The sequence below is a fragment of the Desulfomonilaceae bacterium genome (assembly GCA_041662605.1).
Taxonomy (GTDB): Bacteria; Desulfobacterota; Desulfomonilia; order Desulfomonilales; family Desulfomonilaceae; genus CAJBEZ01.
In genome coordinates this window covers 216,718-240,340 of record JBAZSD010000002.1, presented here as the reverse complement: position 1 = coordinate 240,340, position 23,623 = coordinate 216,718, and the positions used below count along the sequence as shown (strand labels likewise).

18 protein-coding genes are annotated in these 23,623 nt (G+C 46.6%); 8 read left to right on the top strand and 10 right to left on the bottom strand.

Annotated elements, in window-relative coordinates:
* Positions 1 to 89: 89 nt before the first annotated feature.
* The 3 genes from WC647_02460 to WC647_02450 all read right to left on the bottom strand — a co-directional run bounded on the left by WC647_02460 (position 90) and on the right by WC647_02450 (position 3,578).
* Entirely contained in the window at positions 90 to 875 is a 786-nt protein-coding gene (locus WC647_02460) for a hypothetical protein (protein MFA6221157.1), read from the bottom strand.
* A 28-nt stretch (positions 876 to 903) separates the two neighbouring features.
* Positions 904 to 1,632: a DUF2491 family protein gene (locus WC647_02455; GenBank protein ID MFA6221156.1), complete on the bottom strand. Its 729-nt coding sequence runs from the start codon at positions 1,630 to 1,632 to the stop codon at positions 904 to 906.
* A gap of 98 nt (positions 1,633 to 1,730) precedes the next feature.
* Entirely contained in the window at positions 1,731 to 3,578 is a 1,848-nt protein-coding gene (locus WC647_02450) for a TAXI family TRAP transporter solute-binding subunit (protein ID MFA6221155.1), read from the bottom strand.
* A gap of 168 nt (positions 3,579 to 3,746) precedes the next feature.
* On the opposite strand from WC647_02450, the gene WC647_02445 reads away from it, so the two are divergent.
* The 3 genes from WC647_02445 to WC647_02435 are packed head-to-tail and all read left to right on the top strand — an operon-like array spanning position 3,747 to position 5,820.
* Entirely contained in the window at positions 3,747 to 4,079 is a 333-nt protein-coding gene (locus tag WC647_02445) for a hypothetical protein (GenBank protein ID MFA6221154.1), read from the top strand.
* Between the two features lie 37 nt (positions 4,080 to 4,116).
* A complete protein-coding gene (locus WC647_02440) occupies positions 4,117 to 5,106 on the top strand; it encodes a thioredoxin family protein (protein MFA6221153.1) in 990 nt (329 codons plus the stop codon).
* A gap of 6 nt (positions 5,107 to 5,112) precedes the next feature.
* Positions 5,113 to 5,820 (top strand): lysophospholipid acyltransferase family protein, encoded by a 708-nt coding sequence (locus WC647_02435; protein MFA6221152.1) that lies wholly within the window; start codon positions 5,113 to 5,115, stop codon positions 5,818 to 5,820.
* Positions 5,821 to 5,883: 63 nt separating this feature from the next.
* On the opposite strand, the gene lon is transcribed toward WC647_02435, so the two are convergent.
* The 5 genes from lon to WC647_02410 all read right to left on the bottom strand — a co-directional run bounded on the left by lon (position 5,884) and on the right by WC647_02410 (position 14,387).
* Positions 5,884 to 8,370, bottom strand: coding sequence for an endopeptidase La (lon, locus tag WC647_02430; protein ID MFA6221151.1), 2,487 nt, complete (start codon positions 8,368 to 8,370; stop codon positions 5,884 to 5,886).
* A 278-nt stretch (positions 8,371 to 8,648) separates the two neighbouring features.
* Positions 8,649 to 11,276: a PBP1A family penicillin-binding protein gene (locus tag WC647_02425; protein ID MFA6221150.1), complete on the bottom strand. Its 2,628-nt coding sequence runs from the start codon at positions 11,274 to 11,276 to the stop codon at positions 8,649 to 8,651.
* A 247-nt stretch (positions 11,277 to 11,523) separates the two neighbouring features.
* Positions 11,524 to 12,801: a TRAP transporter large permease gene (locus tag WC647_02420; GenBank protein ID MFA6221149.1), complete on the bottom strand. Its 1,278-nt coding sequence runs from the start codon at positions 12,799 to 12,801 to the stop codon at positions 11,524 to 11,526.
* 2 nt (positions 12,802 to 12,803) lie between these two features.
* A complete protein-coding gene (locus WC647_02415) occupies positions 12,804 to 13,334 on the bottom strand; it encodes a TRAP transporter small permease (protein MFA6221148.1) in 531 nt (176 codons plus the stop codon).
* An 18-nt stretch (positions 13,335 to 13,352) separates the two neighbouring features.
* Positions 13,353 to 14,387, bottom strand: coding sequence for a DctP family TRAP transporter solute-binding subunit (locus tag WC647_02410; protein ID MFA6221147.1), 1,035 nt, complete (start codon positions 14,385 to 14,387; stop codon positions 13,353 to 13,355).
* Positions 14,388 to 14,579: 192 nt separating this feature from the next.
* On the opposite strand from WC647_02410, the gene WC647_02405 reads away from it, so the two are divergent.
* The 4 genes from WC647_02405 to WC647_02390 all read left to right on the top strand — a co-directional run bounded on the left by WC647_02405 (position 14,580) and on the right by WC647_02390 (position 19,310).
* Entirely contained in the window at positions 14,580 to 15,809 is a 1,230-nt protein-coding gene (locus WC647_02405; GenBank protein MFA6221146.1) for a DNA methyltransferase, read from the top strand.
* Positions 15,810 to 15,967: 158 nt separating this feature from the next.
* On the top strand, positions 15,968 to 17,035 hold the full coding sequence (locus WC647_02400; protein ID MFA6221145.1) for an XdhC family aldehyde oxidoreductase maturation factor: 1,068 nt from the start codon (positions 15,968 to 15,970) through the stop codon (positions 17,033 to 17,035).
* Between the two features lie 10 nt (positions 17,036 to 17,045).
* Positions 17,046 to 17,828 carry a glycosyltransferase family 2 protein gene (locus WC647_02395; protein MFA6221144.1) on the top strand — a complete coding sequence of 261 codons (783 nt, stop codon included), beginning with the start codon at positions 17,046 to 17,048 and terminating at the stop codon, positions 17,826 to 17,828.
* A gap of 480 nt (positions 17,829 to 18,308) precedes the next feature.
* Positions 18,309 to 19,310 (top strand): hypothetical protein, encoded by a 1,002-nt coding sequence (locus WC647_02390; protein ID MFA6221143.1) that lies wholly within the window; start codon positions 18,309 to 18,311, stop codon positions 19,308 to 19,310.
* Between the two features lie 135 nt (positions 19,311 to 19,445).
* Here WC647_02390 and WC647_02385 read toward each other — a convergent pair whose 3' ends face one another.
* Positions 19,446 to 21,041, bottom strand: a complete 1,596-nt coding sequence (locus WC647_02385) for a hypothetical protein (protein MFA6221142.1) — start codon at positions 21,039 to 21,041, stop codon at positions 19,446 to 19,448.
* A 269-nt stretch (positions 21,042 to 21,310) separates the two neighbouring features.
* Between WC647_02385 and WC647_02380 the strand changes: the two genes are divergently transcribed.
* Positions 21,311 to 22,645, top strand: coding sequence for a TldD/PmbA family protein (locus WC647_02380; protein ID MFA6221141.1), 1,335 nt, complete (start codon positions 21,311 to 21,313; stop codon positions 22,643 to 22,645).
* A gap of 101 nt (positions 22,646 to 22,746) precedes the next feature.
* Here WC647_02380 and WC647_02375 read toward each other — a convergent pair whose 3' ends face one another.
* Positions 22,747 to 23,367: a tetratricopeptide repeat protein gene (locus tag WC647_02375; protein ID MFA6221140.1), complete on the bottom strand. Its 621-nt coding sequence runs from the start codon at positions 23,365 to 23,367 to the stop codon at positions 22,747 to 22,749.
* Positions 23,368 to 23,623 lie beyond the last annotated feature (256 nt).

The window sequence follows — 23,623 nt, the reverse complement described above, 5'->3', positions numbered from 1 at the left end:
AAATCAACTCCAACATTTTGCGCCTCAGAACCAGGAAGATTTCTCGTCGCCCGTTATAGTGGTAACTAATTATTAGGGTTGTAACACAGCTATTTTTTCTTGAGCGCCGCGAGACGATCCGCCAATGGCAGATTCTTGACCTCCGGCTCTCCGGAAACCTCTGCTAAAGCGGCCTTAATATTGTCATCCTGGCCTTCACGCTCCGTGCTCAAGAGCTTGGCTTTCATGTCTGCGCCGGCGGCCATAGCCCTGGCTTGATCAGCCTGCCGATTCATCGCCGCAAGAGCCACACCAAGGTTTGACGTTTCATTCTTGAGCCCCGCCATTTTCTGGGCTTTTTCAGCTCTTGCGCCGGCCCTTTGGCGTTCAAGCTCGGCCCGTTGCATATCCCTACGGCCTTTATCCAACATTTCTTTGGCCTTCTTGACTTTATCCGCTGTCACGCCCGCGAGTTCCTTTAACTCCTCGAAGTAGGCGTTGGCCTCATTGGCCTCTTGAGTCTCGCGTTCCAGGTCAGGTTTGAGTTTTTCCAGCTCATCGACCAGTTTATTGAGGCTGTTGGAGATTTCTGAAGCCTTAGCCTGATCCCCAAGAGCCTGAGATTCGTCGAGCCTCTTGTTTAAGAGTTCGGCTGCCGCCATAAACTTGTCGTAGTTTTTTTGGGCCGCGTCAGCTTCAGCGCGTTCCCGATCATAATCAGACCTGGCCTTACCAGCCTCAGTGGTTATCTTGTCGAGTTCACGAATCATTTCCTCAATTTCAGCCTGAGACGCTGTTTCCGGGTCCCATGCCACGATTCTTTGGGTTATGGTCTCTCCCACTTTTCCCAATTTCTCAACTCCGAAACTTCTTAAGAATCCAAAAACTCCACCCATGTGGTTTGTTCCTCCTGGTTGTTTAAGATCAAATGACCTTTATCGATGTTGACGCCAATTCCAGCCCGACCATTATTTGAACTGAGGCGCCTTCAGGTTCATCGATCGCTGATATCAGCAGATACTCGTCCACGTTCTCATTGACGTGACGGCCATACAGCATGCTGTCATGGGTAACATTCTCGGTTGTTTCCCCGAATGGGTCAGTGAAAATTTTCTCCACAAATCTCACAGGTGGTATTCTATCTATTTGGCCGCCTTGTCCGTCTTCCTCAACGACTCTAGTCGCTTCGGCGTTCTCCCATACCCTGTAGAAACGCGTGGAGTTCTTGGTGTCGAACACGCTTAGCCCAATGTACCCATCATTATCGGCAAGCCAAAACCCCCAATCTTCGGGGAAGATTTCATCATACGGCATGAATAGTTTACTCTCTTCTATAACCTTGTTGCTGTCCGCCACAAGTTGAAGCATATAAGGGCCTGCTGATGAACTCAGATAAAAACGATAAGCCATAGAATCGCCGACGGGAAATTTTCCGAAAGAGATTACGGAACAACCCGATCCAGGATACTTTATTAATAGATCTGAACCGGCAAGGATAAAGTCAACCTCTGGAAATTCAACTAGACAATTAAATCTTAATCCGAGAGGTAAATCCCTATCTATTCTATCAGAAAAACTTTTCCCGTATGACTCTTTGTATTCATCAACTTTCTTTTGGCCTATTTTCCTGAACAGATTCCATGTTGAAGCCATCTTGCTTGGGCCCCTCACATCGGAGACCACTCCTCCCTTCTATGATTAAACGTATCCTATAAAGAAACTATAAAATCAACTGATCAGAAATGACATGTCTACTTTGCGCCGCCGTTAACAAGCTTCTCAATTTCCGGCCGAGACTGGTTAATGGCTAAAGAAAGAGCGTCCATGGCCGTAGGACCATATTGCGCAGCCCATTCGGTCCGTAAAACCAGGACAGCCTGGACAGCGAGTGTCCTGGTTTCATGACTGAATATCCATCCCTTCTCGAGATATGGATAAATTTTCCCCGGGATCTCGACCATGGCGTAAATAGGGTTACCGTTCTGGTCCTTCTTCTCCTTGACGCTGTCATCATCGACCGCTACCAGCAATAGTTGTCCAGATTTTTTAGCGGCTTCTTCAGCGCTCTTGAGAAAATCGCTGTTCAATCCCCCCACGAAGAACATCAAGGCTCTAGGTGTTTTTTCAACCTCCTTCAAGGCTGTCATGTAGTCTGAATTTACAATGGGGATCCCGCGGTAAAGTGAATTTTGTTCAGAAAGGGCTTCCCAGGTAATGGCGGTTCCTGAACCTGAAGGGCCAACGTAGATAATGTTTTTCTTTGGGTCCAGATCCTTGATGGATTTAACGCCACTGTCCTTGTTCGCTATCAGTTGAGCGTATTCCAGAAACAGGGAAGTCTGTTCTGAAACCAGCTTTTTCCCCGGGAGTTTCTTTTCCAGGAGAGCTAGGGCGTCGGATTGGACGATACCAAGATCCGCCTGTCCTCCTGTAAGCATCTTGAGAGTTTCAAGGGATCCAGATGATGGTATTAACTGAACATTAATGCCTGCGGCGTCCTTTTTAAAGATTTTACCAAACTTGTAGTACCAGCCTCCCTCCTGACCGGTCGCCAATTTGAGAGGAGGGTTTTCCGGCTTTTTTGTCGCCAGAGCCGCCGCTGCCAGAGCCACATCCGGCGGAACACCCTTGGGAAGGTATCCCGGATCTTTTGGCGTTCCGGCCATGGACTTAACCTGAGTATCGAGATCATTGAGTTTCGCTTTCAGGTCTGAGTTGTCTTTGGCCAGGGTATCAGCTTCCTGACGCCATTTTTTGTAACCCGGATCGTCCGCGTGGTTATACGCTGTGGCGGCGACGCCCTTGTCTCTCAAGTGATCGAGCATCCAGAACAAAAAGATTGTATCAAACATCCCAAAACTGGGAGCGGTATTGAAAGCGTAAGGCGGCGGCTGATAGCCCTGAGCCTTGTAGTAGTTGTCTCTGTTGCCGTAATGACTCTTGTAATCAAATCCTGAGTATACTTTACCCTTCTGATAAAGGGGATTGGATTCGTATTTGGACTGGTCCCCCTTGTAAACCGGCTCCTTAAATTTTGCCTGTTCAGCTTGATAAGTCTTCAGTGATTCCTGTGAAGATTTTCGCCGTTGCTCCTGGATGGTAGTCTTATCAAATTTTGACCCACCTGAAAAACCTGCGCCTGGCGCTGTAGCGGCTGAAGGTTTTGTATATCCTGAAGAGGACTTGTTTCCGGGGCCGGCGCCTCGACTCTCGGCAGAGCCCTGACCTGGCAGGGACGGTTTAGAGTAGCCCGATCCGCTAGACGGGGCGGCTTCACGGTTGAAACCTGGCTTTGAGTATCCTGAAGAAGTTTCCGAAGATGGCTTGGAGTAGGGCGAAGAACTAGGAGTAGATGGCTTTGCGGAAGGCTTGGAGTACCCGGACGAAGACTGTCCACCCCCAAAGATTCCTCCTCCACTTCGATTCCATGTTCCACGTGTGGAGGATGACCAGGAAGAACCTTTACCAAAGCTGGATGAACCACGCGATCCTCCTCCGCCATATCTTCCCGCAACAGCGGCGGAATCACCAACCAAAGCGGTAAACAAAAAGAAGACCACGATAATGCTTAGAATTCGAACAACCTGATTCCTGATCATAGAAATCTCCATCACTCCATCTGATTAGATTTTCTCTGTCATGCTATCGCTGGTATGTCAAGCTATTCTGAATTCTACTGAAACAAGCTGTAAAAACTGATATAAGCTTTATTTTCAGGTATTAGCATGCTATAATTATAATACGACAAATTGTGTCGGAGGCGGTTCATGAAAACTTTAGCTTTATTTGCAGTTACTTTGACGATTGCGCTGAGCATGGGGATGTTCGCTCAGGCGTCAGAAATTTATGACAGGTCCTATCAGGGCCCCATGAACATGTACGGTCAGCCCGCATTGATCGTTCCCCAAAACCAGCAGGGGCAAAATCCCGCTAATACGACTCCTCAAGGTTTATTGCCAGAGGCTGCTAACGGGCTGTATCAAATTGGCGATTATCTATGGAGTTACATGCCTGCTCCTGTTAGGGGAGTCCAGTCGCCATACGCCGTTCCGCCAGGATCGGGACAGGTTACGACCAGTTTTGTCCCAGGCACGCGCTAGACGCAAACCTAACTAATTTTGTGGTGGTAAGACAGTAGTGCTCTCTGACAATGAACTGATCCTCGTTCAGGACGTCAGCCGGAACATAAAGCGACCGGTGACGTTGAATGTAAACCTGACTGGCAATCAAGACGCTTTTGAAAACAATCTCGCCAATATTGCGCGACAACTTCAGGGGGTCTCTCTCGATCAAATCCGTATCGAAGAGGGTGACGTCAGTTCTTTTCCGGGTAAACCATCTCTAACCCTTAGCAACGGGGAATTTTCGAACATCACCTATCTGGTTTTCCCGGAAGGCCAGGAATTCGGTCCGTTTCTTGACGCCATAGCCTGGCTGGGCATGGCTTCTGATCCGCCGGATTTTAAGTACAAGCAGTCCATACATGACTGCGCCTTCCCTGTGGAAGTCTGGACATTTGTGGCGGGCGCTTGCCCTCATTGCCCTGACGCAGTGAGATCCGTTCTAACTGTGGCCCTGGCCAATCCACTGATCAGGGTATCTGTCATCGACTCCTTGTATTTCGAGGAAATCTCGGAAAAATACAAAATCAAGTCAACCCCCACGATAATAGTAAATGATGGACTCACATTTGTGGGCGGTATAAAAACAAACCAATTGGCCGAAAAACTGATCACCCTCAATGACGAGGAATCAATGCCGGAGGCGCTCAGATCGATGATTCAGGCGGGCAGAGCGGAAGACGCCGCTGCAATGCTCTGCGACAGACAGAGGGCTGACGCCATTGTTCCTATCTACCTTTCCAATGAGTTTTCGCAGCGTATGGGGGCTTTACTGGTTATGGAAGAGGCCCTTGACCGTAATCCACGTATACTCGATCCGATACTCGACACGTTGGTCGATATGCTGAAATCAGACGATTTCGGTTTGAGGGGCGACACGGCGTCCATATTGGGCAGGATTGGATTGAAAGACGCTGTCCCCGCCTTGAGAAAAGCCGCCGAAGACGAAAATCCCGACGTGAAAGAAGCCGCGTTGGAAGCCCTGGAAAACATAGAGCAGGCCTGAAATTAGATGACCACGGAAAAACGGAAGGTCGAAAAAGGTAATCGCCTCTGGTTCAAAATGGTATTATTCCTTGTTCCCCGTTTGGTAACCGGATACTTCCGGCTAGTGGACCTGACTTCCAAGAAGATATTCCTAAATCGCGAGTATGAAGACCAAATCTGCCGTAAGAAACCTTTCGCGTGCGCATGTTTTCACGGAACGATGCTGTTTCCCGTATATTATTGTCGTAGATACCCTGGTGTGGTTATGGTTAGCCGGTCCTGGGACGGTGAAGTCATAGACAGGTCCATACGCAGGATGGGGTATGACACTACGAGAGGTTCTTCATCAAGGGGAGGCAAAGAAGCGCTCTGGGAGATGATTGACATGATAAATGAGCGCCAATATTGCTCCGGATTGGCCGTGGACGCCCCTAGAGGCCCTTCCAGACAGGTGAAGATAGGGATTGTGGTTGTGGCCAAAGAAACCGGGCAGCCTGTGGTGCCTATGGTGAGTTGGGCTACGCGCCAAATACGGTTCAAGTCCTGGGATTCCATGATCTTGCCATTGCCGTTCAGCACTATCGTCATTGCTTTCGGAAAGCCTACTGATGTTCCCACAGGTCTCGAAAATGAGGATTATGAAAATCTCAGGCTCGAAATTGAACGGGAGATGTTGCGCGTTCAGGAACAAACGGAAAACAAAGTCAGAGAAATCCTCAAAGGTAATGGTTAGTCTGAAATTCAGGATTTGACAAGAGCCTCGTTTCCGCGACCCTTGCCGTTTCCACTTTCCTATTTAACTTTTTTGCGCAACCGTCTTTTTAGGCTTGCCAGTCGATTTCTCTTTCAGTTTTTCAGATTCCGGGGATTCAGTCACGGGGACATCTTCCCCTGGATAGCCCCTAAGGGCTAGTTTAAGCACCTCGTCCATGTGTTTAACGAATTTGAAATCAAGTCTTCGTCTTATGTGTTTAGGGATCTCGTCAAGGTCCTTCTGATTCTGTTCCGGCGCAATAATCGTGTATATTCTTGCTCTTAGGGCAGCCAGAGACTTTTCCCTCAGTCCCCCAATAGGCAAGACCCGGCCTCGAAGGGTGATCTCTCCTGTCATGGCGACATCAGAACGAACTGGCATTCCGGTCAAAGCGCTTACCAGGGCGGAAGCCATGGTGACTCCGGCCGATGGTCCGTCTTTTGGAATGGCGCCGGCCGGGACGTGAACATGAATATCCTTCGAGAAGTAGAAATTTTCCGTAAGGCCGAACTTAGCGGCTCTTGACCTAAAATATGACATAGCGGCCTGACCGGATTCCTTCATTACGTCTCCCAACTGACCGGTCAACAGCAGGTTTCCTTTTCCCTCCATAGGTGTGGCCTCGATGTAGAGAACATCCCCTCCGTAGGGGGTCCATGCAAGACCGGTAGCCACTCCAACTTCGTCCTTTCTATTGTCGAGATCCGGTAGAAAGCGAGGAACCCCAAGGAATTTACTCAAATTCTTCGCTGTAATCCTCGGGATCTTCTTTTCCCCTTCGGCGATTTTTCTTGCTATTTTCCTGCAAACATTCGCTATTTCACGTTCCAGGTTTCTTAGCCCCGCTTCTCTCGTGTAAGAATTGATGACGTTGAGTATGGCCTCATCTGTGAGGTCCAAATCCTTGGTTTTGATCCCGTTCTCTTTGATTTGTCTCGGAATCAGATATTGTCTGGCTATCTTGAGTTTTTCCTCATCAATGTACCCTGCAAGCTCAATAATCTCCATTCTATCCTTTAAGGCCGGAATTATTGGGTCAGCAAGGTTCGCTGTGGCGATAAACATCGTTTTTGACAAGTCAAAAGGCACGTTTAGGTAATGATCACTAAACGCATGGTTTTGTTCAGGATCCAGCACCTCCAGTAGAGCCGCAGATGGATCTCCACGGAAATCAGCGCCCACTTTGTCTATTTCATCGAGCATGAAAACCGGGTTGTTTGAACCTGCGTTCTTTAGTCCCTGGATAATCCTGCCGGGAAGGGCGCCGATGTAAGTGCGTCTGTGTCCTCTGATTTCAGCTTCATCCCTGAGGCCACCGAGAGAAATACGGGTAAATTTTCTTCCCAATGCTCTGGCTATTGATTTTCCAAGAGAAGTCTTGCCGACACCGGGGGGGCCGACAAAGCAAAGAATCGGGCCTTTCATCTGTTTGTTCAATTTGCGAACCCCCAGGTATTCGAGGATTCTATCCTTTATCTTTTCAAGGTCATAATGATCCTCATCGAGAATCTGTTTGGCCCTCTTTATGTCAAGTTTGTCTCTTGTGGATTTTGACCAGGGTAATTCAACCATCCAGTCGAGATAAGTCCTTATTATCGAAGCTTCAGCAGCGTCGGGATGCATCTGACTCAGACGGCTAAGTTGCTTGTCCGCTTCCTTTTGGACTTCAGCGGGTATTTTGGCTTTGGCTATCTTGGACTTGAATTCTTCAATCTCCTTTGTCTTGTCGTCAATTTCTCCAAGCTCGCCCTGGATCGCTTTGAGTTGCTCACGCAAGAAATACTCCCGGTGAGTTTTCCCCATTTCCTCCTTGGCCTGGGTCTGAATCTTGGCCTGCATGGCTGAGAGTTCAAGTTCCTTTGATAAAAGTTCATTGACTTTTTTCAATCGTGGAACAGGATCAATGATCTCAAGGATCTGTTGGGATTCCTCAACCCGGAGTTTGAGATTTGAAGCGACGAGATCAGCCAGTCTTCCTGGATCCTCTATGGAATCCAGTATGGCGACGGCGTCAGGGGACACGATACCTCGAAGCTGGAGTATCTTTTCAGAATTCTCTTTCACGGTCCTCATTAAGGCTTCGATTTCTATCGTCACGCCCTCAATGGCCGGTTCCTGGATCTTCTCAATTTGAACCATGAAATAATTGGCGGAAGACAGATACGAGACGATACGTCCCTTGGCGACTCCTTGCACCAGTATCTTAACTCTTCCGTCCGGGAGTTTCAGCATCTTGACCACCATGGCCACAGTTCCCAGGGAATATATCTCTCCGGAAGCAGGATCTTCATCGGTAGAGAGTTTCTGTGTGGCCAGGAAAATGAGCCGGTTTCCCGAAACCGCCTGTTCGACAGCCCTGATTGACTTTTCACGACCCACCATAAGGGGCAATATCATGTATGAATAAATGACCACATCACGGACAGGCAGCAACGGCATGATGTCCGGAATGTCGTCAAAATTTATCGGTTGCGGCTTATGTTGAGTATCATCCTCAAAATCGTCTCGTTTTTCGATATCGTCTGCCATTGTTTTAATCCTTTTAACAATCAAAATAGGGCTATACAGCGTCCGTAATCATACAATACTTGTTCAAAACGTCGATATAGCGCTTTTTTTACATCAAAACCTGCTACACAATATAGTTATAGTTACCAGTGACCTCTGTCAAGCGGGAACGTCAATGTTAAATGAATAGGTATTGGGATGTGATAGAATAATCGTCGCAGGTTGGGAAGCGCTTAATGGAAAACCGCTTTCCAGCTTCACTAGAAAGGATTTTCAGGCACTTGACGTTTCTCTCAAGGTTAGAACTGATCGAGGTCTGACCCGGAATAGTCCCAGGCGGCTCCGCGAATCGGTTTGGCAAGGGATGCCGATGGGGCGCCACCGACTTTGAATATCTCCTGGAAACCTTCCCCAGAAGAACTCAACTGACCTGTTCGCGAATCAACACGTCGGAATTCGACATTGGACGGAGCGGAGAATTCCTTGACGGGTACGTCTTTAAGGACCTGTTTCATGAAATGGCCCCAGATTGGCGCAGCCGCTTTTCCTCCGGTTTCGCCTTCACCAATGGACACTTCATCATCGTATCCTACCCACACACCACAGGTATAATCAGGAGAGAATCCGAGAAACCACGCGTCGATGTTTTCATTTGTTGTTCCGGTTTTGCCCGCGACATCGGGTCTGCCGATAATCTTTTTGAGACTCGACGCAGTGCCTTCCTGGATGACACCCTGCATCAGCGATGTCATGATGTATGCGGTTGCGGGATCAATTCTTCGCAGCGCCTGGCCGGGGCTACGTTCTACCCGATCGGATTCGAGAGAGATCTTTTGCAATGGGGTTTCGTTGTTTCTAATGGGATCATCGAGAAAGACGGGTGGTAGGTTTTCTTCAAGAACCTTTCCATGGCGATCAACTATTTTTGTCACATAAATATGAGGAGCGAGATAGCCTCTGTTGGGAAACACCGAATACGCCAGTAGTTGTTCTTCCAGGGACACACCGGTAGAACCCAAAGCCATAGTGAGGTTTTCAGTCGGCGTTGATGTGTATCCAAGCTTCTTGGCGTAACTCTTGGCGTAGTCTATCCCGATCTGCTGGAGAATTTTTATTGTTGGAATATTTCTGGATTTGACAAGACAATCCCGGAAAGTCACAGGTCCAGCGAAACCTCCCCGATAGTTTTTGGGCCGCCAGACTTCTCCTGTCCCCGGCACCGTCAACGCTAGTGGACTGTCCATAATAATATCGGAAGCGGTAAATCCCTTGTCCAAAGCAGCGGCGTATATTACAGGCTTGAAGGAAGAACCCGCCTGACGTCTTGACTGAATCGCCCGGTTGTACTTCGATTCGGAGGAGCTGTAACCTCCCATAAGGACCCTGACATAACCAGTGCGGTTTTCTCTCAGCATCAGAGCCGACTGCACAACAGGCTCCTGCTCCGGCGCGAGGAGAAAATAGGGCGATATTTCCTCAGAGTATTCTTTGTAGTTTTTCATCTCGGGATCGGTCTTTCCGAACTTTTTCATATAAAGTTCACGACGTTTCGGATTGGGGTCCAGGATTTTGACCTCTATCAAATCCCCTACCTGAAACGGCGCCTCTCCCGGCGCGAAATTCCTGGTTCGCTGTTCAGGTCTTATGTACGGCTGTCTTATCCACCACTTCGGATCACTATCTATCTTGATTTGGCCGAAGTATTCTTTTTTGACGCCGTCCTTTTCGTATGTGCCTAGTCGAACATATACATTTTCGTGGTCGAGGTGGGTGACCACACCTTCGGTTATATCTCCGTATTTGAGGGGTTCTTGCATGTTTTTTGATTTTTCTTCGAGAAACTCAAGAACTCCCTTTACATTAAGTGTCTTTACCGGCCCCCGGTATCCTTCCCTTTTGTCAAGTTCACGGAGCCCCGAGTCCATAGAATCTCTAGCAGCCTTGGTCAAATTCAGGTCGACTGACGTGTAAATCCTCAAACCCTGCTTGTACAAAGCGTCGGAACCGTATTTTCTTTCGACAAGTCTGCGTACATATTCAACGAAATCAGCCGCTGTTCGAAGATTGGGGTTGGTCCCATGGTAAATCTTTGGTTCTTCCTGAGACGCTTGTTCATACTGGGCTTCAGTAATGAACCCGTCTTCAAACATACGTTTAAGAACGTACGACCGCCGGTCCATGGCTTTTTTTAGGTTACGTTTCGGTGAATTCGTTGAAGGTGCCTTGGCCAGCCCAGCCAGCATGGCGCATTCCGCAATGCTAAGTTCTTTGGCGCTTTTGTCGAAATAAGTCTGGGCGGCGGCTTCAACACCATAGGCGGAGCTACCCAAATATATCTGATTGAGGTAGAGGTACAGGATCTGTTCCTTGGAGAGAGATTGCTCTATCCTTGTAGATAGAATGGCCTCCTTGATCTTTCTTGTGAATTTTCTCTCCGGGGTAAGCAAAAAAGTCTTGGCTACCTGTTGCGTTATGGTGCTGGCTCCTTCTTTCAGAGAGCCGGAAACCAGATTCTTCTTTATAGCGCGGAGTATGGCTTCTTTATCAACCCCGGAATGATGCCAGAAATTTTTGTCTTCAGCGGCCACGAAGGCGTCCTGGAGAGCCTTTGGGATTTGTTCCATAGGAATCAGGTATCGCTTCTGGTATGCGAATTCCCCTATCAATTCACCTTTATCAGCGTAAACATTAGTGACGACCGGTGGGTCGTACTTTCTTAATTTATCAACATTTGGCACACTTTGAGTGAAATATATGTAACCCTGCCCCACTATTCCGGCCATACCTGAGATCACCCCAATAATAATCAACATACTGAAGCGGGCCAGACCTCCCAGTAGAGACCATCTCCGGTTCTGTTTCTTGTGGGGCTTCAGGACGTCCTGAAATGGATCTGAGGGCAGAATCTGCTTCCCTGGTTCAGTCAATCTGGGCCTCCTCATGATGTTTATTGGACGCGCAAGACGCCGGGCATGAGGTCTGTAAGGCTATATATAAATATAGAGACGATTTCAATATAATTTGTTCCAATGTTTACTCTCAAGACTATAAACAAAATTATGACATCCAAGACATACTTAAAACCAACAGTTTAATAAAGGCAAGCCTATTACAAGCTTATTATTTTTATTATTCAATATTGTTATGTTTTTATTGTAAAATGTAAATAGTGGATTAGCGGAGGAAATATCGGGGCAGGAATAGAGAGATCTGAGGAACAAACGTCACAAGAACCAGACAGATGAGGAGCAGAAGCAAAAAGGGAGCGACACTTCGAGAAACTTCAACCAGCGATTTGTTTGTCATCCCCATAGCTACGAAAAGATTAAGCCCAAACGGTGGTGTCAGGAATCCGAATTCGATTACCAGGACCATGATAATGCCGTAATGTATGAGGTCTATCCCAAAGCGACTCAATGTGGCGGCGAATAACGGCGCCAACAGCATCATGGCCGACACGTTGTCCATAACTGTTCCAAGCAGCAAGAACAAAACATTGGCCATTATGAGAAACATCCAGCCGCTGTGGACATTGGCCATAATCAGATCAGCGACCTGGTGGGGAAGCCTCTCGGCGGTAAGGAGCCAGATGAGAGTCATCGCTCCTGCAAGAATAAATAGAAGGCACCCTGATAATATCGATCCCTGGCGACAGATATTCGGCACTTGAGTTATAGTAATTTCTCGATATATGCACAGTTCCACAAAAAGCGCATAAACGACACTGACTCCCGCAGCCTCAGTGGGTGTAAACAATCCCGAATAAATCCCGCCCAGCACGATTACTGGAGTCATGAGACCCCAGGCTCCATCCCGCAAAGTTTTTAAACGCTCCCGACCCGAGACTCTAGGTCCTCCCTGCCATTTTCCTGTAATCGCCAAATATAGGGTGTACGCCATAAAGCAGAGAGCGATCAGGATCCCCGGAGCTATCCCTGCCATGAACAACTCCGCCACAGAGGTGTTCATAACCATGCAATACATGATCATGGGAATAGATGGAGGAATTACTATTCCTAAGGACCCCGCCGACGTGACCAGGCCGATTGAAAAACGCTCGTCATATCCAGCCTTTTTCAGGGCTGGAAACATGATGGATCCGATCGCGACAACAGTTGCCGGGCTGGACCCGGACAAAGCCGCAAAAAAAGTGCAGGACAAAGTAGCAGCCAGCGCTAGTCCTCCAGGATAACCAGAGACGAATGAATTTATTATAGCTACTAACCTGGCCGCTGTAGCGCCCTCGGTCATGATAACGCCGGCCAAAATAAAAAACGGAATAGACAGCAGAACAGAATTGTCCAAAGCGTTGAAAAGTTGCTGAGGGATTACTAGCAGTGATTCAGAGGTATTCAGTACCATGGTCACAATTGTGGTGGAGATCATCATCACGGCTATCGGCATTCCGAGTATCAAAAGACCAAAAAAAGTTACAAGAAGTGTGATGATCAAACTTAATCCCAACCCCTCAATTGAAAAGGCCGGCCATGAATCAGACCATGCAAGTGTTTTACAGTCAAAGACAGGAAACGGAAGACCATGACAACAGAAAAAAATGGAATAGGTATGTAACAAAGGTACTTGGGAATTTTTAGCACTGCGGTCAGAACTCCGAATCGCCAAAGCTTTAGCGTTTGTACCCAGCCAAAGTACGCCACCAGAACAAAAACCGCGGCGCACGCAAGATTCACTATTATTTGCAGAACGTGCCGAACCTGATCGCTGGATATCCTTTCATAGACGAAATCCATGGAAAAATGAGTCCCGTACTTGGTTCCTATGGCGGCTCCAAGGAAAGCGATGAACACGCTCAAGTACCTGGATATTTCGTCCATCCAGACGAAGCTGAACCCCAAGGCATATCTGCAGATCACTTGGGCAGAGGTCAGGAACGCGAGTGACAGCAGAACAAGAACGAGGACCCATTCTTCTGTTTTGGAGAAGGCTTTCAAGCACGCCTTTATAATGTTGTCAGCGCTCTTCATTAACCGTGTGTCTCTTTGTTATTCGTTCCCACCATGAGCTTTAACTTTGGTCTGAATAAAATCGTACAACTCCTGCCCTATAATTTTCTTGTACTTATCGTACACCGGCTCACATGCTTTCTTGAAAGCCTCTCGCTCGCTGGATGTCAAGTCGATTAATGACACCCCGTTTTTCTTGCAGTATTCATCAACAGAAAGTCCTGATTGGGGCAATTTTTCATTGAGCTGATCATTCACTTCACGGTTGACCTTTATACATAGTTTGGCCGCGTCTTTGAAAATCTGCTTTTGTTCGGCGTTCAGCTTGTTCCAGAAATCCGGTGTTACGATAATTATGCATTCGGTAATAATGTGCTGGGTCCGAGTGGCGAATTTGTTGACTTCCATCGCCTTGATCAGAATGGATGTCATAAGAGGGTTTTCCTGACCGTCTATGGTTCCGTTTTGCAGAGCCGAATAGATTTCAGGAAACGGTAAATCCGCCGGTGAGGCTCCAAGCGCTTTGAATGTGTCAATATATATAGGGCTGCTCATTACTCTAATCTTCAGACCTTTAAGATCTTCGGGCTTCCTGATGTTTCTCTTCGAGTTAGTGATGTCGCGGATTCCGTTCTCGGTCCATCCAATTCCTATGAAACCCTTGGCAGGTAAATACCCAAAAATTTTAGCCATGACTTCCGGATCGTCGAAGACAGCGTAAGCCGTTTTTTTGTCCGGGAAGAGAAAAGGAAGATCTGTCACAGCAATCTGCGGAACATAATTTGACAACACGGCTGTGGAAATCGTTGCCATTTCAAGAGTTCCTGATTGGACCTGATCGGCCAGCGAATTTTCGTTTCCCAGTTGTCCGAACTGGAAAGTTTTGATATCAATCGCTCCATTGGTTTTTTTTAGGACATATTCAGCGAACGCGTCTACGCCCTTTGTTTGTCCATGAGGTGGAGGACCTACGTGGCCGAATTTGGCCATCAGAGGTGTTGATGGAAAAGCTTCCGGCAGGTGGCAAGTTAATAGCATCGCAAGGATGAAAACAAATATCGTGACTCTTTTCATAGGGACCTCCATTCGAATTCCTTGGTTTCGGTCGCGGCGCGTCGCAGACGCCATGATCTGGAAATCAAAACTGGGCCAATTGATGTTAGGGGCTACAACCGATTTTCTATATTTGGGTGACAGCCCTGGAATTTAGCATAACCAGATAGGGACGGCCAAACTATAATCATTGTGGAAACTTCTTTGGAATCAGTGAACGCTCCCTGGCGAAACAAATCTTCGTCTGATCCATTATGGATGTTATTGCGACGTCCTCCGGCGTACACCATTAATTTCAACAATTTTAAAGCTCCAGTTTATCTTGAGGAATTCTGGACCTCGAAACAACGTAGAGGGTGCTCTATTCACGAAATCTCGTACAGAGCCTGTTTCAAACCACAACTACCGTCATTCTTTATACGTCTCTTGACCGACCCTGGAAGTCTGGTTTTCGATCCTTTTAGCGGTAGAGGAACTACGGTTATTGAGGCCGGTTTACTTGGGAGACGAGTTGCGTCTAATGACATCAACCCTCTGAGCCGAATCCTGGTCTATCCCAGGCTTTGTCCACCGGAGCGCACTGAACTTTCTGAACGGCTCTCAAGGATCGAAGTGAGTTATGACCTGGAATCGGACATTGATCTTTCCATGTTTTTTCAACGAAAAACATTGTCGGAAATTCTGTCGTTGAGACATTATCTTTTTGAGCGAGCCAAGCGCAGGGAAGAGGATGAAATAGACTCCTGGATCCGCATGGTGGCTACCAACCGGCTGACCGGGCACTCTCGCGGATTTTTCTCTGTTTACACGCTGCCACCAAACCAGGCCGTTTCTCCGGAAAGTCAGGTAAGAATAAATGAACGACTGAATCAACAACCGGAATACAAAGACGTCAAAGAAATAATAATGCGAAAGTCCGAGAGCTTACTAAGGAACCTGTCGTCAAACGACAGACAGAATTTGAGATTAGCATGCTCCTGCGCAAAATTCACGAGTCTTGAAGCTGATTGCGTCCCTGAACTGGAAGCCAATTCTGTGGATCTGACCGTGACTTCCCCACCTTTTCTCAATGTAGTCCAATATGCTCAGGATAACTGGCTTCGGCTATGGTTTAACCACATAGACCAGAAAGAGGTTTCCCAAAAAATCTCAAACATCGGCGCTCTTTCCAAATGGCGGTCCAAGATGGAATCAGCGTTACGAGAACTCCATAGAGTGGCCAAACCGGGTAGCTGGGTAGCTTTCGAAGTTGGAGAAGTCAGGAAAAACAAGGTCAAACTGGAAGAAACGATCGGTCCTCTTGGAGTAGAGGTTGGATTCAACTGCGTCGGGATATTTATCAACTCCCAGGAGTTCACCAAGACCGCTAATATTTGGGGTGTAAATAATAACCAGGCGGGTACAAATTCCAACCGGATAGTTCTGTTCCAGAAGATCAGGTAACCCATGAGGTTTATTGTCAACCAAGCAGGCTCGACTCGTAGAATCGCTCTCTGAGCTTGACAAAAAGCCCCTCAAGCGGTTATTTATAAAAGTTCGGTTAACGGTTGCGCTACGATCCCCCAAAGTTGTCATGACCGGAACAGAGGTAGATTTCTGCAATGCCTTCAATATGGGAAATCGCAATACGGCAATTTCAGGAAAAGAAGAAATTTGTTTTGGCTACCATTCTGTCTGTTCAAGGATCTTCCCCTCGTCAGGTAGGCGCAAAGGCGCTAATCCTACACAATGGAGACGTTGTGGGCACGATTGGGGGAGGCCTGTTTGAAGCGAATGTTCGCGATTTTGCCATGAGCGCCCTGGAGTCTGGGGTTTCCGCTCGATTGAACTTCGCTTTTCACGGTCAGGACGCTAATAGCGAACAAATGATTTGCGGAGGCTCTGTGGATGTACTTGTCGAATTGATCCACCCAGAAGCCACGATCAAAGAACAAATATACAGGAAGCTCAACAGTAGCATTAAAAAACGAGTACCAGCGTTTCTCATCAAGAAAGTTGATCTGGAGCCCGGGCAAACTACCGAAAATCAAATCGACTGGCTTTTTGTTGATGAAATGGGTGGGACACTGGGGCATTCCGAAGGTCTCGATCTGTGCTTGAAATCAATCCCGCCGAAGCGACTACTCAAACCGGCTCAGTTAATCCTGCCATTTGGCGCCCAATGGCCTATGTTAATTGAATGGGTTTATCCAAGAAGTGTCGCATACATTTTAGGCGCCGGCCATGTTGGAGCCTGCGTGAGTCATTTGGCTTCCTTTGTCGACTTTATGGTTGTAGCTATCGATGACCGTGAAGAATACGCTAACCAGGACAACCTGCCTGACGCGGAACAAGTTGTAGTGACTCCATTTGAACAAGCTTTATCGGGTTTCTCTGTAGATCAGGACAGTTATATTGTCATCGTTACAAGGGGACACGCACATGACAAGGTCGCTCTTTCGCAAGCTCTAAAAACCGACGCGGCATATGTGGGGATGATCGGCTCAAGACGCAAGATCAAGCTAATCTTCGATTCTTTAATTGAGGAAGGGTTTAATGAGTCTGACCTGGCCCGGGTTCATGCTCCAATCGGATTGCCGATTGGCGGTGAAACGCCTCAGGAAATAGCGGTGTCAATTGTGGCCGAACTAGTTCAGGAAAGAACGAGGAAGTTAAGCGACAAGGTTTAACCAAATAGACATGCTCAACGGGAAAAGAATCATTGTAGTGCTTCCAGCTTATAACGCCGAGAAGACCTTAGAGCGCACGGTGTCGGAACTGGACCGAAACGTAGTAGATGAAATACTGCTGGTGGATGATTCCAGCAGCGACCGCACGGTCAAACTGGCCCGCGAAATTGGTATTCGTTCCTTCCTCCACGATAAAAACTACGGCTATGGGAGAAACCAGAAAACATGCTATTCAGAAGCTCTAAAGTCCAAAGCCGACGTAATCGTGATGTTGCATCCGGATTACCAATATTCACCTCGACTTGTTCCGGCAATGGCTGCCATGATTGTGTCCGAAGAGTATGATGTTGTCTTGGGGTCCAGAATCCTGGGCGGGAAAGCCAGAAAATCAGGAATGCCCATTTACAAGTACATTTCAAATCGCGCTCTTACCCTTGTGGAAAACCTCCTAATAGGGTCCAAATTGTCCGAGTTTCACACTGGGTACAGGGCATTTTCCCGAAGAGTCCTGGAAAGCCTGCCAATACATCAGAATTCAGACGATTTCATGTTTGATAATGAAATGTTGGTTCAGGCCGTTTATTTTGGGTTTAATGTCGGAGAGATGTCGTGCCCGACAAGGTATTTTGAAGAGGCGTCTTCAATCAATTTCAGACGATCAGTGGTTTACGGATTCGGTGTATTGTGGACAGCGCTCCGATTCAGGCTGCAAAAGCTCGGGCTATGCGCCTTCCGCATTTTTGACCATTCTTCCCGGCGACCTAAACGTGACTATTACGAAGAAGTCAGTTAGAAATACTCCGTCCAAACGTTAAAATATTTTGATAACTTCTGTTGGGGGGTAGTCAGGTTCCATAATCAGAAAATGGAGTCCTCTTGATCTCATAGACGCCACGACCTTTTTATTCTTTTCACTCACGCCAATAAATATTGCTTTATATTAGTAATTTAACCGTATTCATTAAAGACTAGGAACTAAGCCTCCGGGTTCCTGATGCCCCACTTAGCTATTAGTTACACAAGTCCCTAGAAAAAACATCCAATTAACTTAACATGTTACATGTTGGCAAGGGGTGAGAATAATGAGAAAAGCGTTATGAGCGCGCTTTTAATCTGATTTATTTACCCAAACTAGCCACATGAAGGTCTTTTGCTAAACAATTTTCTAGTTATTTGATATATCACCTCAACTTCCTTTATATTTTTCTTGACAAATAGAAAAAACAAGCTAATCTCCACCTTGCCACTAACTAGAACCCTGAGGGAGGGTGTTATGCTAAGAAGGTGTCTGAATTACTTGTGTATTTTTTCTGTTTTGTTAATGGTAGGGGTCGCCGGCGCATCTGCTCAATCCATTCCGGGAGACCTGGATTCTTATGCGGCAGCAAGCCTGGAAGCCTCTCCAAATTACAAAGCAATCTCCAAGGTGAAACCATCTGAGCCGGTACCGATAAAAGTTCGCCCGGGAATCATGTCCAAGCTGGAAGGGCTTTCAAGATTCAGTCCTGCGAACTGGGGACAGGAATGCATTCTCCCTGCTCCAGCTCAAGGACAATTTGTAGCGGGTCCAAAGGTATGGTTCGGAAAAATCCAAGGTGAGGCCCGAAAAACAATAGGCCCTAACGCTGTCCCTGGCACTTCAGTTAACTTCAATGATAATCTTGGGTTCGGGCAGAACGCTACTTTGATCTGGGGGGTCGACGTAAAGTATCAGCTCAGGCCAAGATTCGGACTTAGATATTCTTTCAGTCCAATTAAAGTGGAATCAACATATACGACCCCAGCTTCCTTCACCTTTGCCGACCAGTTGTTCGCCGCCGGATCGCTGATTCAATCGAAATGGGACCGTTTTGAACACAGAGCGGGTGTCACTTTTAACCTCACGAATTCCACAAGCTCGAGGGCGAGTATTTTTGCCGAGTGGATGTATTTGCAGGACAAATTATCGATTGGAAGCGGAGTTGGCGCAATAACGCCGGTGGTTTGGGACTCTACTCGCAACCTCGCTGTAGTGGGCCTAGAATTTGACAAATGTCTCAAGAACATTCGTGGAAACAGCTTGAATCTGAGTTGCAAAGCGGACGTGATGTTCCTAAACGACTGTTTTGGGTTCGACGCAGAAACCGCCCTCAACTACATGATTCCGATCAAAACCGGTAGGTTTGGATTTGTAAAAGGCGGCTACAGATATTCTTTCTTCGAAAAAGACAATAACCGAAATATGTTTAACACATCCATAGGCGGCCCTTTTGTGCAGGTCGGCTTCCTATTCTGAAATGATAGTGTAACCACCGGTAGCAGGTCCTGACTTCCCCCATTATATAGCCCGACCTGAATTTTAATACCCTCCAAAGTCCGACTAAAAGGTCGGGCTTTTTTTTATCGGCGTCAAACAAACACGAGAAAATGATCAGGAAACCCACACAGTTTCCAGGTGAGAGTTGGAAATATCTACCAGCACTCGGGGCTGATTTATCTTTAAGTCCCACGAAACAAATATTCCTGATGGATCGACCACATTTTCATCCACCCCGTTAAGTCGGGATCTTAACTTTTCCATAACTTTTGACACAGTTCTGGTGACGATTCTTTCCAGCCCCAGATGATTGTTTAATTCCTTCAGGGCCGGTGTGGTCTGAAGTTGTTCTAGAGCTTCTTCCCAATGGATGCCGGGCACTTTCTTTCTTAGAACGTATGCGTTGCCTCTATCCCGGATTATAAGTAATGGAGGATTGAAGCGGACGAGCGTATTTCTTATCTGAAAAAGGGATTCATTCTTTGATGCGTTTGTCAGGAATTCTTTCTTGCTTTCCATGCGGGGTAGGGCTCGAATCTGGGTTCGCTCGAAAATGAAGCTCTCTCCATCAATTTCCAACTCTTTGAGCCGTGTTGGATCAAAACCTATGTCAAGAAGATCCCCTAAAGTTAGAGAGTCTTCCGAATTCTTATCGTTGCGTTTCAACCACTCAATGAAACTTGGTCGTTTGTAATTGGGCAACGCTTCAATGAACCGGGCTGGGTTGAATTTCAGTTGTTCAGGAAGACGTAACCAGAGTTCTCTATCCCCTGAAAAAAAGCAGGTTCTACTTTTAAGTTCGGCCGGACCGTATGATTGGGCGGGCATGTTTCGGATCGAAGAATCCAGGGAGATCTGTTGCATGGATTCGCCGCCTGTATACCCTAACAGTTGTGATATTCTTCTTCTAAAGCCCAATAATTTGGTGATGTAACGAGTAAACATGAATCGCATCAGAGAATCATGTTGACCGGAATAAATCTGGTCTCGAAAATAAATCAGCAACGCCTGGTACAAATCTTTGAACTCTTCGATGGTTCGCTGAACCATTTGTTCGTTGTCCCGCATATCTATTGATGGGCGCTTTCTTTTTATGTGATGAACAAGCTTGATTATTGGGTCTTTCAAATCCTTTCCATCAAATGCTGGTGGGATGTAAATCATGTAAGCGTCGTCGATTCCATTTTCCCGTTCCTGCCCGCCGGTTACTTCTCTGAACGATTTCCAGTCAAGTTTCCTGTAGATTTCAAAAGTCGGGTCATCGGAGGGTATTATGTTGTCCAAGGCGCCAATGGCGGATTTTTCGATCAAGAAGTCCTTGAACTCTCGAAGAATTAAGTTACCGAGCCCTTTATTCCGAAATGGTGGGGAGACTTCAACGTAAACCAGATAATAACAGGGGATTGGTTTGTTCAGGTAAAGCATGTTCAATCGCCCCAGGTTGGCGCCATCTTCTGAATTAATTTCCAAAGTCCGGAAACCTTTGTTGGCTTTGCCAATATTCAACTTATCAATTTTGGCGCCTGATACTGTTGTGTTGACGAGATCCCAAAGTTCTTCGTAAAGGTCCGACGCTATCGGAGAGTTTTCACTGCCATGACGAATTCCATCGTGGATTAGGCCAATGAGCGCAAGGCGTTCTGTGATATTGAGTTTCTTCAGCGACGAATCCTTAATTGAAGATTTTTCCGCAGATACATTTTCTAACATCCTGGAATTTCCCTCTTAAAAATAAAAAAAGCGGAGTTTGCGCTCCGCTTTAGTTTACTTTTGATATACCTATCATCCTAAGCGAAGACGCTGTCCGCTCCTTTTGCTAAAATAAAAGTAATAATATGAATTAGAATAATTAATCATTTTATCCTCTATAACACTATCTCTAATGTTTGGATCGATTTTTGTCAACATTAATCGGTAGCGTATTATTCGATAATCGTCGTAGAATACTCAAAAAGGGATTTTAGAAAGAGGACCAGGACATGGTGGACGCAATCGACATAGCTGAAGAGATCTTAAGCAAGAAGAACTTAGATCAATGGGAAATTTTTTGGCAGACATCATCCAGCTTTCGCTGCCAGACCAAGAAACTCGAGACTGATTTTTTTCAAAAGGCCGATATTTCTGGAATAGCCGTCCGATTGGTGAGAAACGGCAAGATGGGATTTTCATTCAGCTCGAATCTTGATGCAAATAGCTTGGCCCAAACTGTTGAAACGGCCGAGGCAATCGCTGATGTTACTGTTGAAGATCCAGACTACGGTTTTGTTCAGCCAACTGATTCAAAAGTCGAATCAAACGGACTATTTCATCCTGAAATTAACGAAATGAAAGAACTCGACAAAATTGGTGTAGCTAGAATCATTGAAGAATCAGCGTTCACGTATGACAAAAAGGTAACTTCTATCAGATCTTCAGGGTATACGGATGTTGAGCTTGATGTTGAAATCCGAAATTCTCATGGTTTGAGACTTCATGGAAAATCGGGATTGGCTTCGATATGGATCGAATTGATGGCCCAAACCGGCGACGAGCAGGAAATGTGTTATTGGAGGTATCAATCAAGGAACCCAAGGGATCTTGATCCTGTTCGTTTGGCTCACATCGCTTCGGACCGAGCTATTAAGAGACTGGGCGGGGAACGGATTTCTTCTATGAAATGTCCGGTTCTGATCGAAAATATTGTGGCTGCCAGCTTTCTCGAGACCCTTTCAAATACTTTTCTCGCTGAAAGTCATTTTAAGAAGACGGCCTCTCCACGAATAACAATTGGGGTTGAGGTCTTTTCTCCATTAATCAACATATTCGACAGTGGTCTGGACACAGATGGGGCCTACGCTTTTCCGTTCGATGGAGAAGGGACTCCGGCCAGGCGCACTACAGTTGTCGGAACCGGAAGAATCGAATCTTTACTTTCCGACAGCTATCACAGTCGTAAAATGAAAGCGTCAATCACTGGCAATTGCAGGCGTCCAGGCTTTGATAGTACCCCATTCAACGGGATAACCAATCTCTTTATTCAAAAAGGAAATCTGGAGATTCCGGATCTGATGAAGGAGTTGAACTCAGGGATCATGATTACCGAAGTGATGGGATTGCACACGGCGAATCCGATTACAGGAGATTTCTCGGTAGGAGCTTCGGGTTTCCTGATTTCTGGCGGACAAATAGTTCGCCCTGTTAAAGGGATAGCAATAGCCGGGAATCTGCTCGACCTTTTCAGAAAAGTCATTTTCTTAGGTTCTGATTTTGAATTCTTTGGAAATGTCGGAGCGCCTTCAATGGTAGTTGAAATTCTTGCTGTCAGCGGCCAGTAAATAAATCGATCTTGATGGCGACAAGAGCAGGTCGCATAGGGAATTCCGGTTTCTGGATTCAAATGCAGGGCTACGTTGATTTCCAGAACGCATGTGGTTTCTTACCACAATCTGGAGTCTCGGTTCATCGGAAACCGTGTTGGCCCCTTGCGTTTTGGTTTTTCGGATTTAGAAGAGACTGAGAGTTCGTCCATCATACGATTTATTTTGGCCCTCCATTCGCTGTTTTGCTCAACCTTCAGAGCTTTTGTGAAACTCTGAAGCGCCTGGTCCTTTTTTCCTATGTGAGCGTAAACGATTCCCAAATTTGCCCACGCCTCGTGGTCCCAGGGATATTTGTTCAATAGGGATTCATAATCCCGTATGGCAAGATCATAGCGCTCAAGACTTGCATAGGCCATACCTCGCCCCAGAAGGGCGGACCTTGAATCCGGGACAAAATGCAGAGCCTTGTCGTAATCAACGATGGCCGCCTTAGGGTCATGATTGAAATTGTTGGTATCACCTCTCTTAATGTAGCCTTCGAGATCATTCGGCCGCAAGCCGATGTATTTATTGAAGTCTTGAAGAGCCTTCATGGGGAGACCCATCCTGTCAAGAGCCTCTCCGCGCAACAAATACGCTTCAACAGATTTAGGAGACCGTTTCAAAGCTTCATTCAGATATCTGACAGCCATTGCAAAATTATTCTTTTCATTAAGCAGCTTAGCTTTAGAGATCAATGCGGCCACCGATAATTGTTCTTGAGGCTTCCCCGCGTGCTGGGTTTGAGCATTACTGAGAATGGGTGGTAATGCCCATGAAACGCAGGCCAAAACAACTAGCGACGACATTTTGAAACGGAACAAAAATAGTGAGCGAATCCTGTTCATAAATAAAAGGCGATCTAGAAAAGTTCGAGAGAGAATTGAGGAACAATATTTGAATTAATTGACGCCGATTCTGATGGTTTTTTTATCATATCCATTGACCCTAGGA

Excerpts from the sequence above, each read along its gene's own strand:
- WC647_02460 (MFA6221157.1), bottom strand. The coding sequence starts at position 875 with ATGGGTGGAGTTTTTGGATTCTTAAGAAGTTTCGGAGTTGAGAAATTG.
- WC647_02455 (MFA6221156.1), bottom strand. The coding sequence starts at position 1,632 with ATGGCTTCAACATGGAATCTGTTCAGGAAAATAGGCCAAAAGAAAGTT.
- WC647_02450 (MFA6221155.1), bottom strand. The coding sequence starts at position 3,578 with ATGATCAGGAATCAGGTTGTTCGAATTCTAAGCATTATCGTGGTCTTC.
- WC647_02445 (MFA6221154.1), top strand. The coding sequence starts at position 3,747 with ATGAAAACTTTAGCTTTATTTGCAGTTACTTTGACGATTGCGCTGAGC.
- WC647_02435 (MFA6221152.1), top strand. The coding sequence starts at position 5,113 with ATGACCACGGAAAAACGGAAGGTCGAAAAAGGTAATCGCCTCTGGTTC.
- lon (MFA6221151.1), bottom strand. The coding sequence starts at position 8,370 with ATGGCAGACGATATCGAAAAACGAGACGATTTTGAGGATGATACTCAA.
- WC647_02415 (MFA6221148.1), bottom strand. The coding sequence starts at position 13,334 with ATGAAGAGCGCTGACAACATTATAAAGGCGTGCTTGAAAGCCTTCTCC.
- WC647_02410 (MFA6221147.1), bottom strand. The coding sequence starts at position 14,387 with ATGAAAAGAGTCACGATATTTGTTTTCATCCTTGCGATGCTATTAACT.
- WC647_02400 (MFA6221145.1), top strand. The coding sequence starts at position 15,968 with ATGCCTTCAATATGGGAAATCGCAATACGGCAATTTCAGGAAAAGAAG.
- WC647_02395 (MFA6221144.1), top strand. The coding sequence starts at position 17,046 with ATGCTCAACGGGAAAAGAATCATTGTAGTGCTTCCAGCTTATAACGCC.
- WC647_02390 (MFA6221143.1), top strand. The coding sequence starts at position 18,309 with ATGCTAAGAAGGTGTCTGAATTACTTGTGTATTTTTTCTGTTTTGTTA.
- WC647_02385 (MFA6221142.1), bottom strand. The coding sequence starts at position 21,041 with ATGTTAGAAAATGTATCTGCGGAAAAATCTTCAATTAAGGATTCGTCG.
- WC647_02380 (MFA6221141.1), top strand. The coding sequence starts at position 21,311 with ATGGTGGACGCAATCGACATAGCTGAAGAGATCTTAAGCAAGAAGAAC.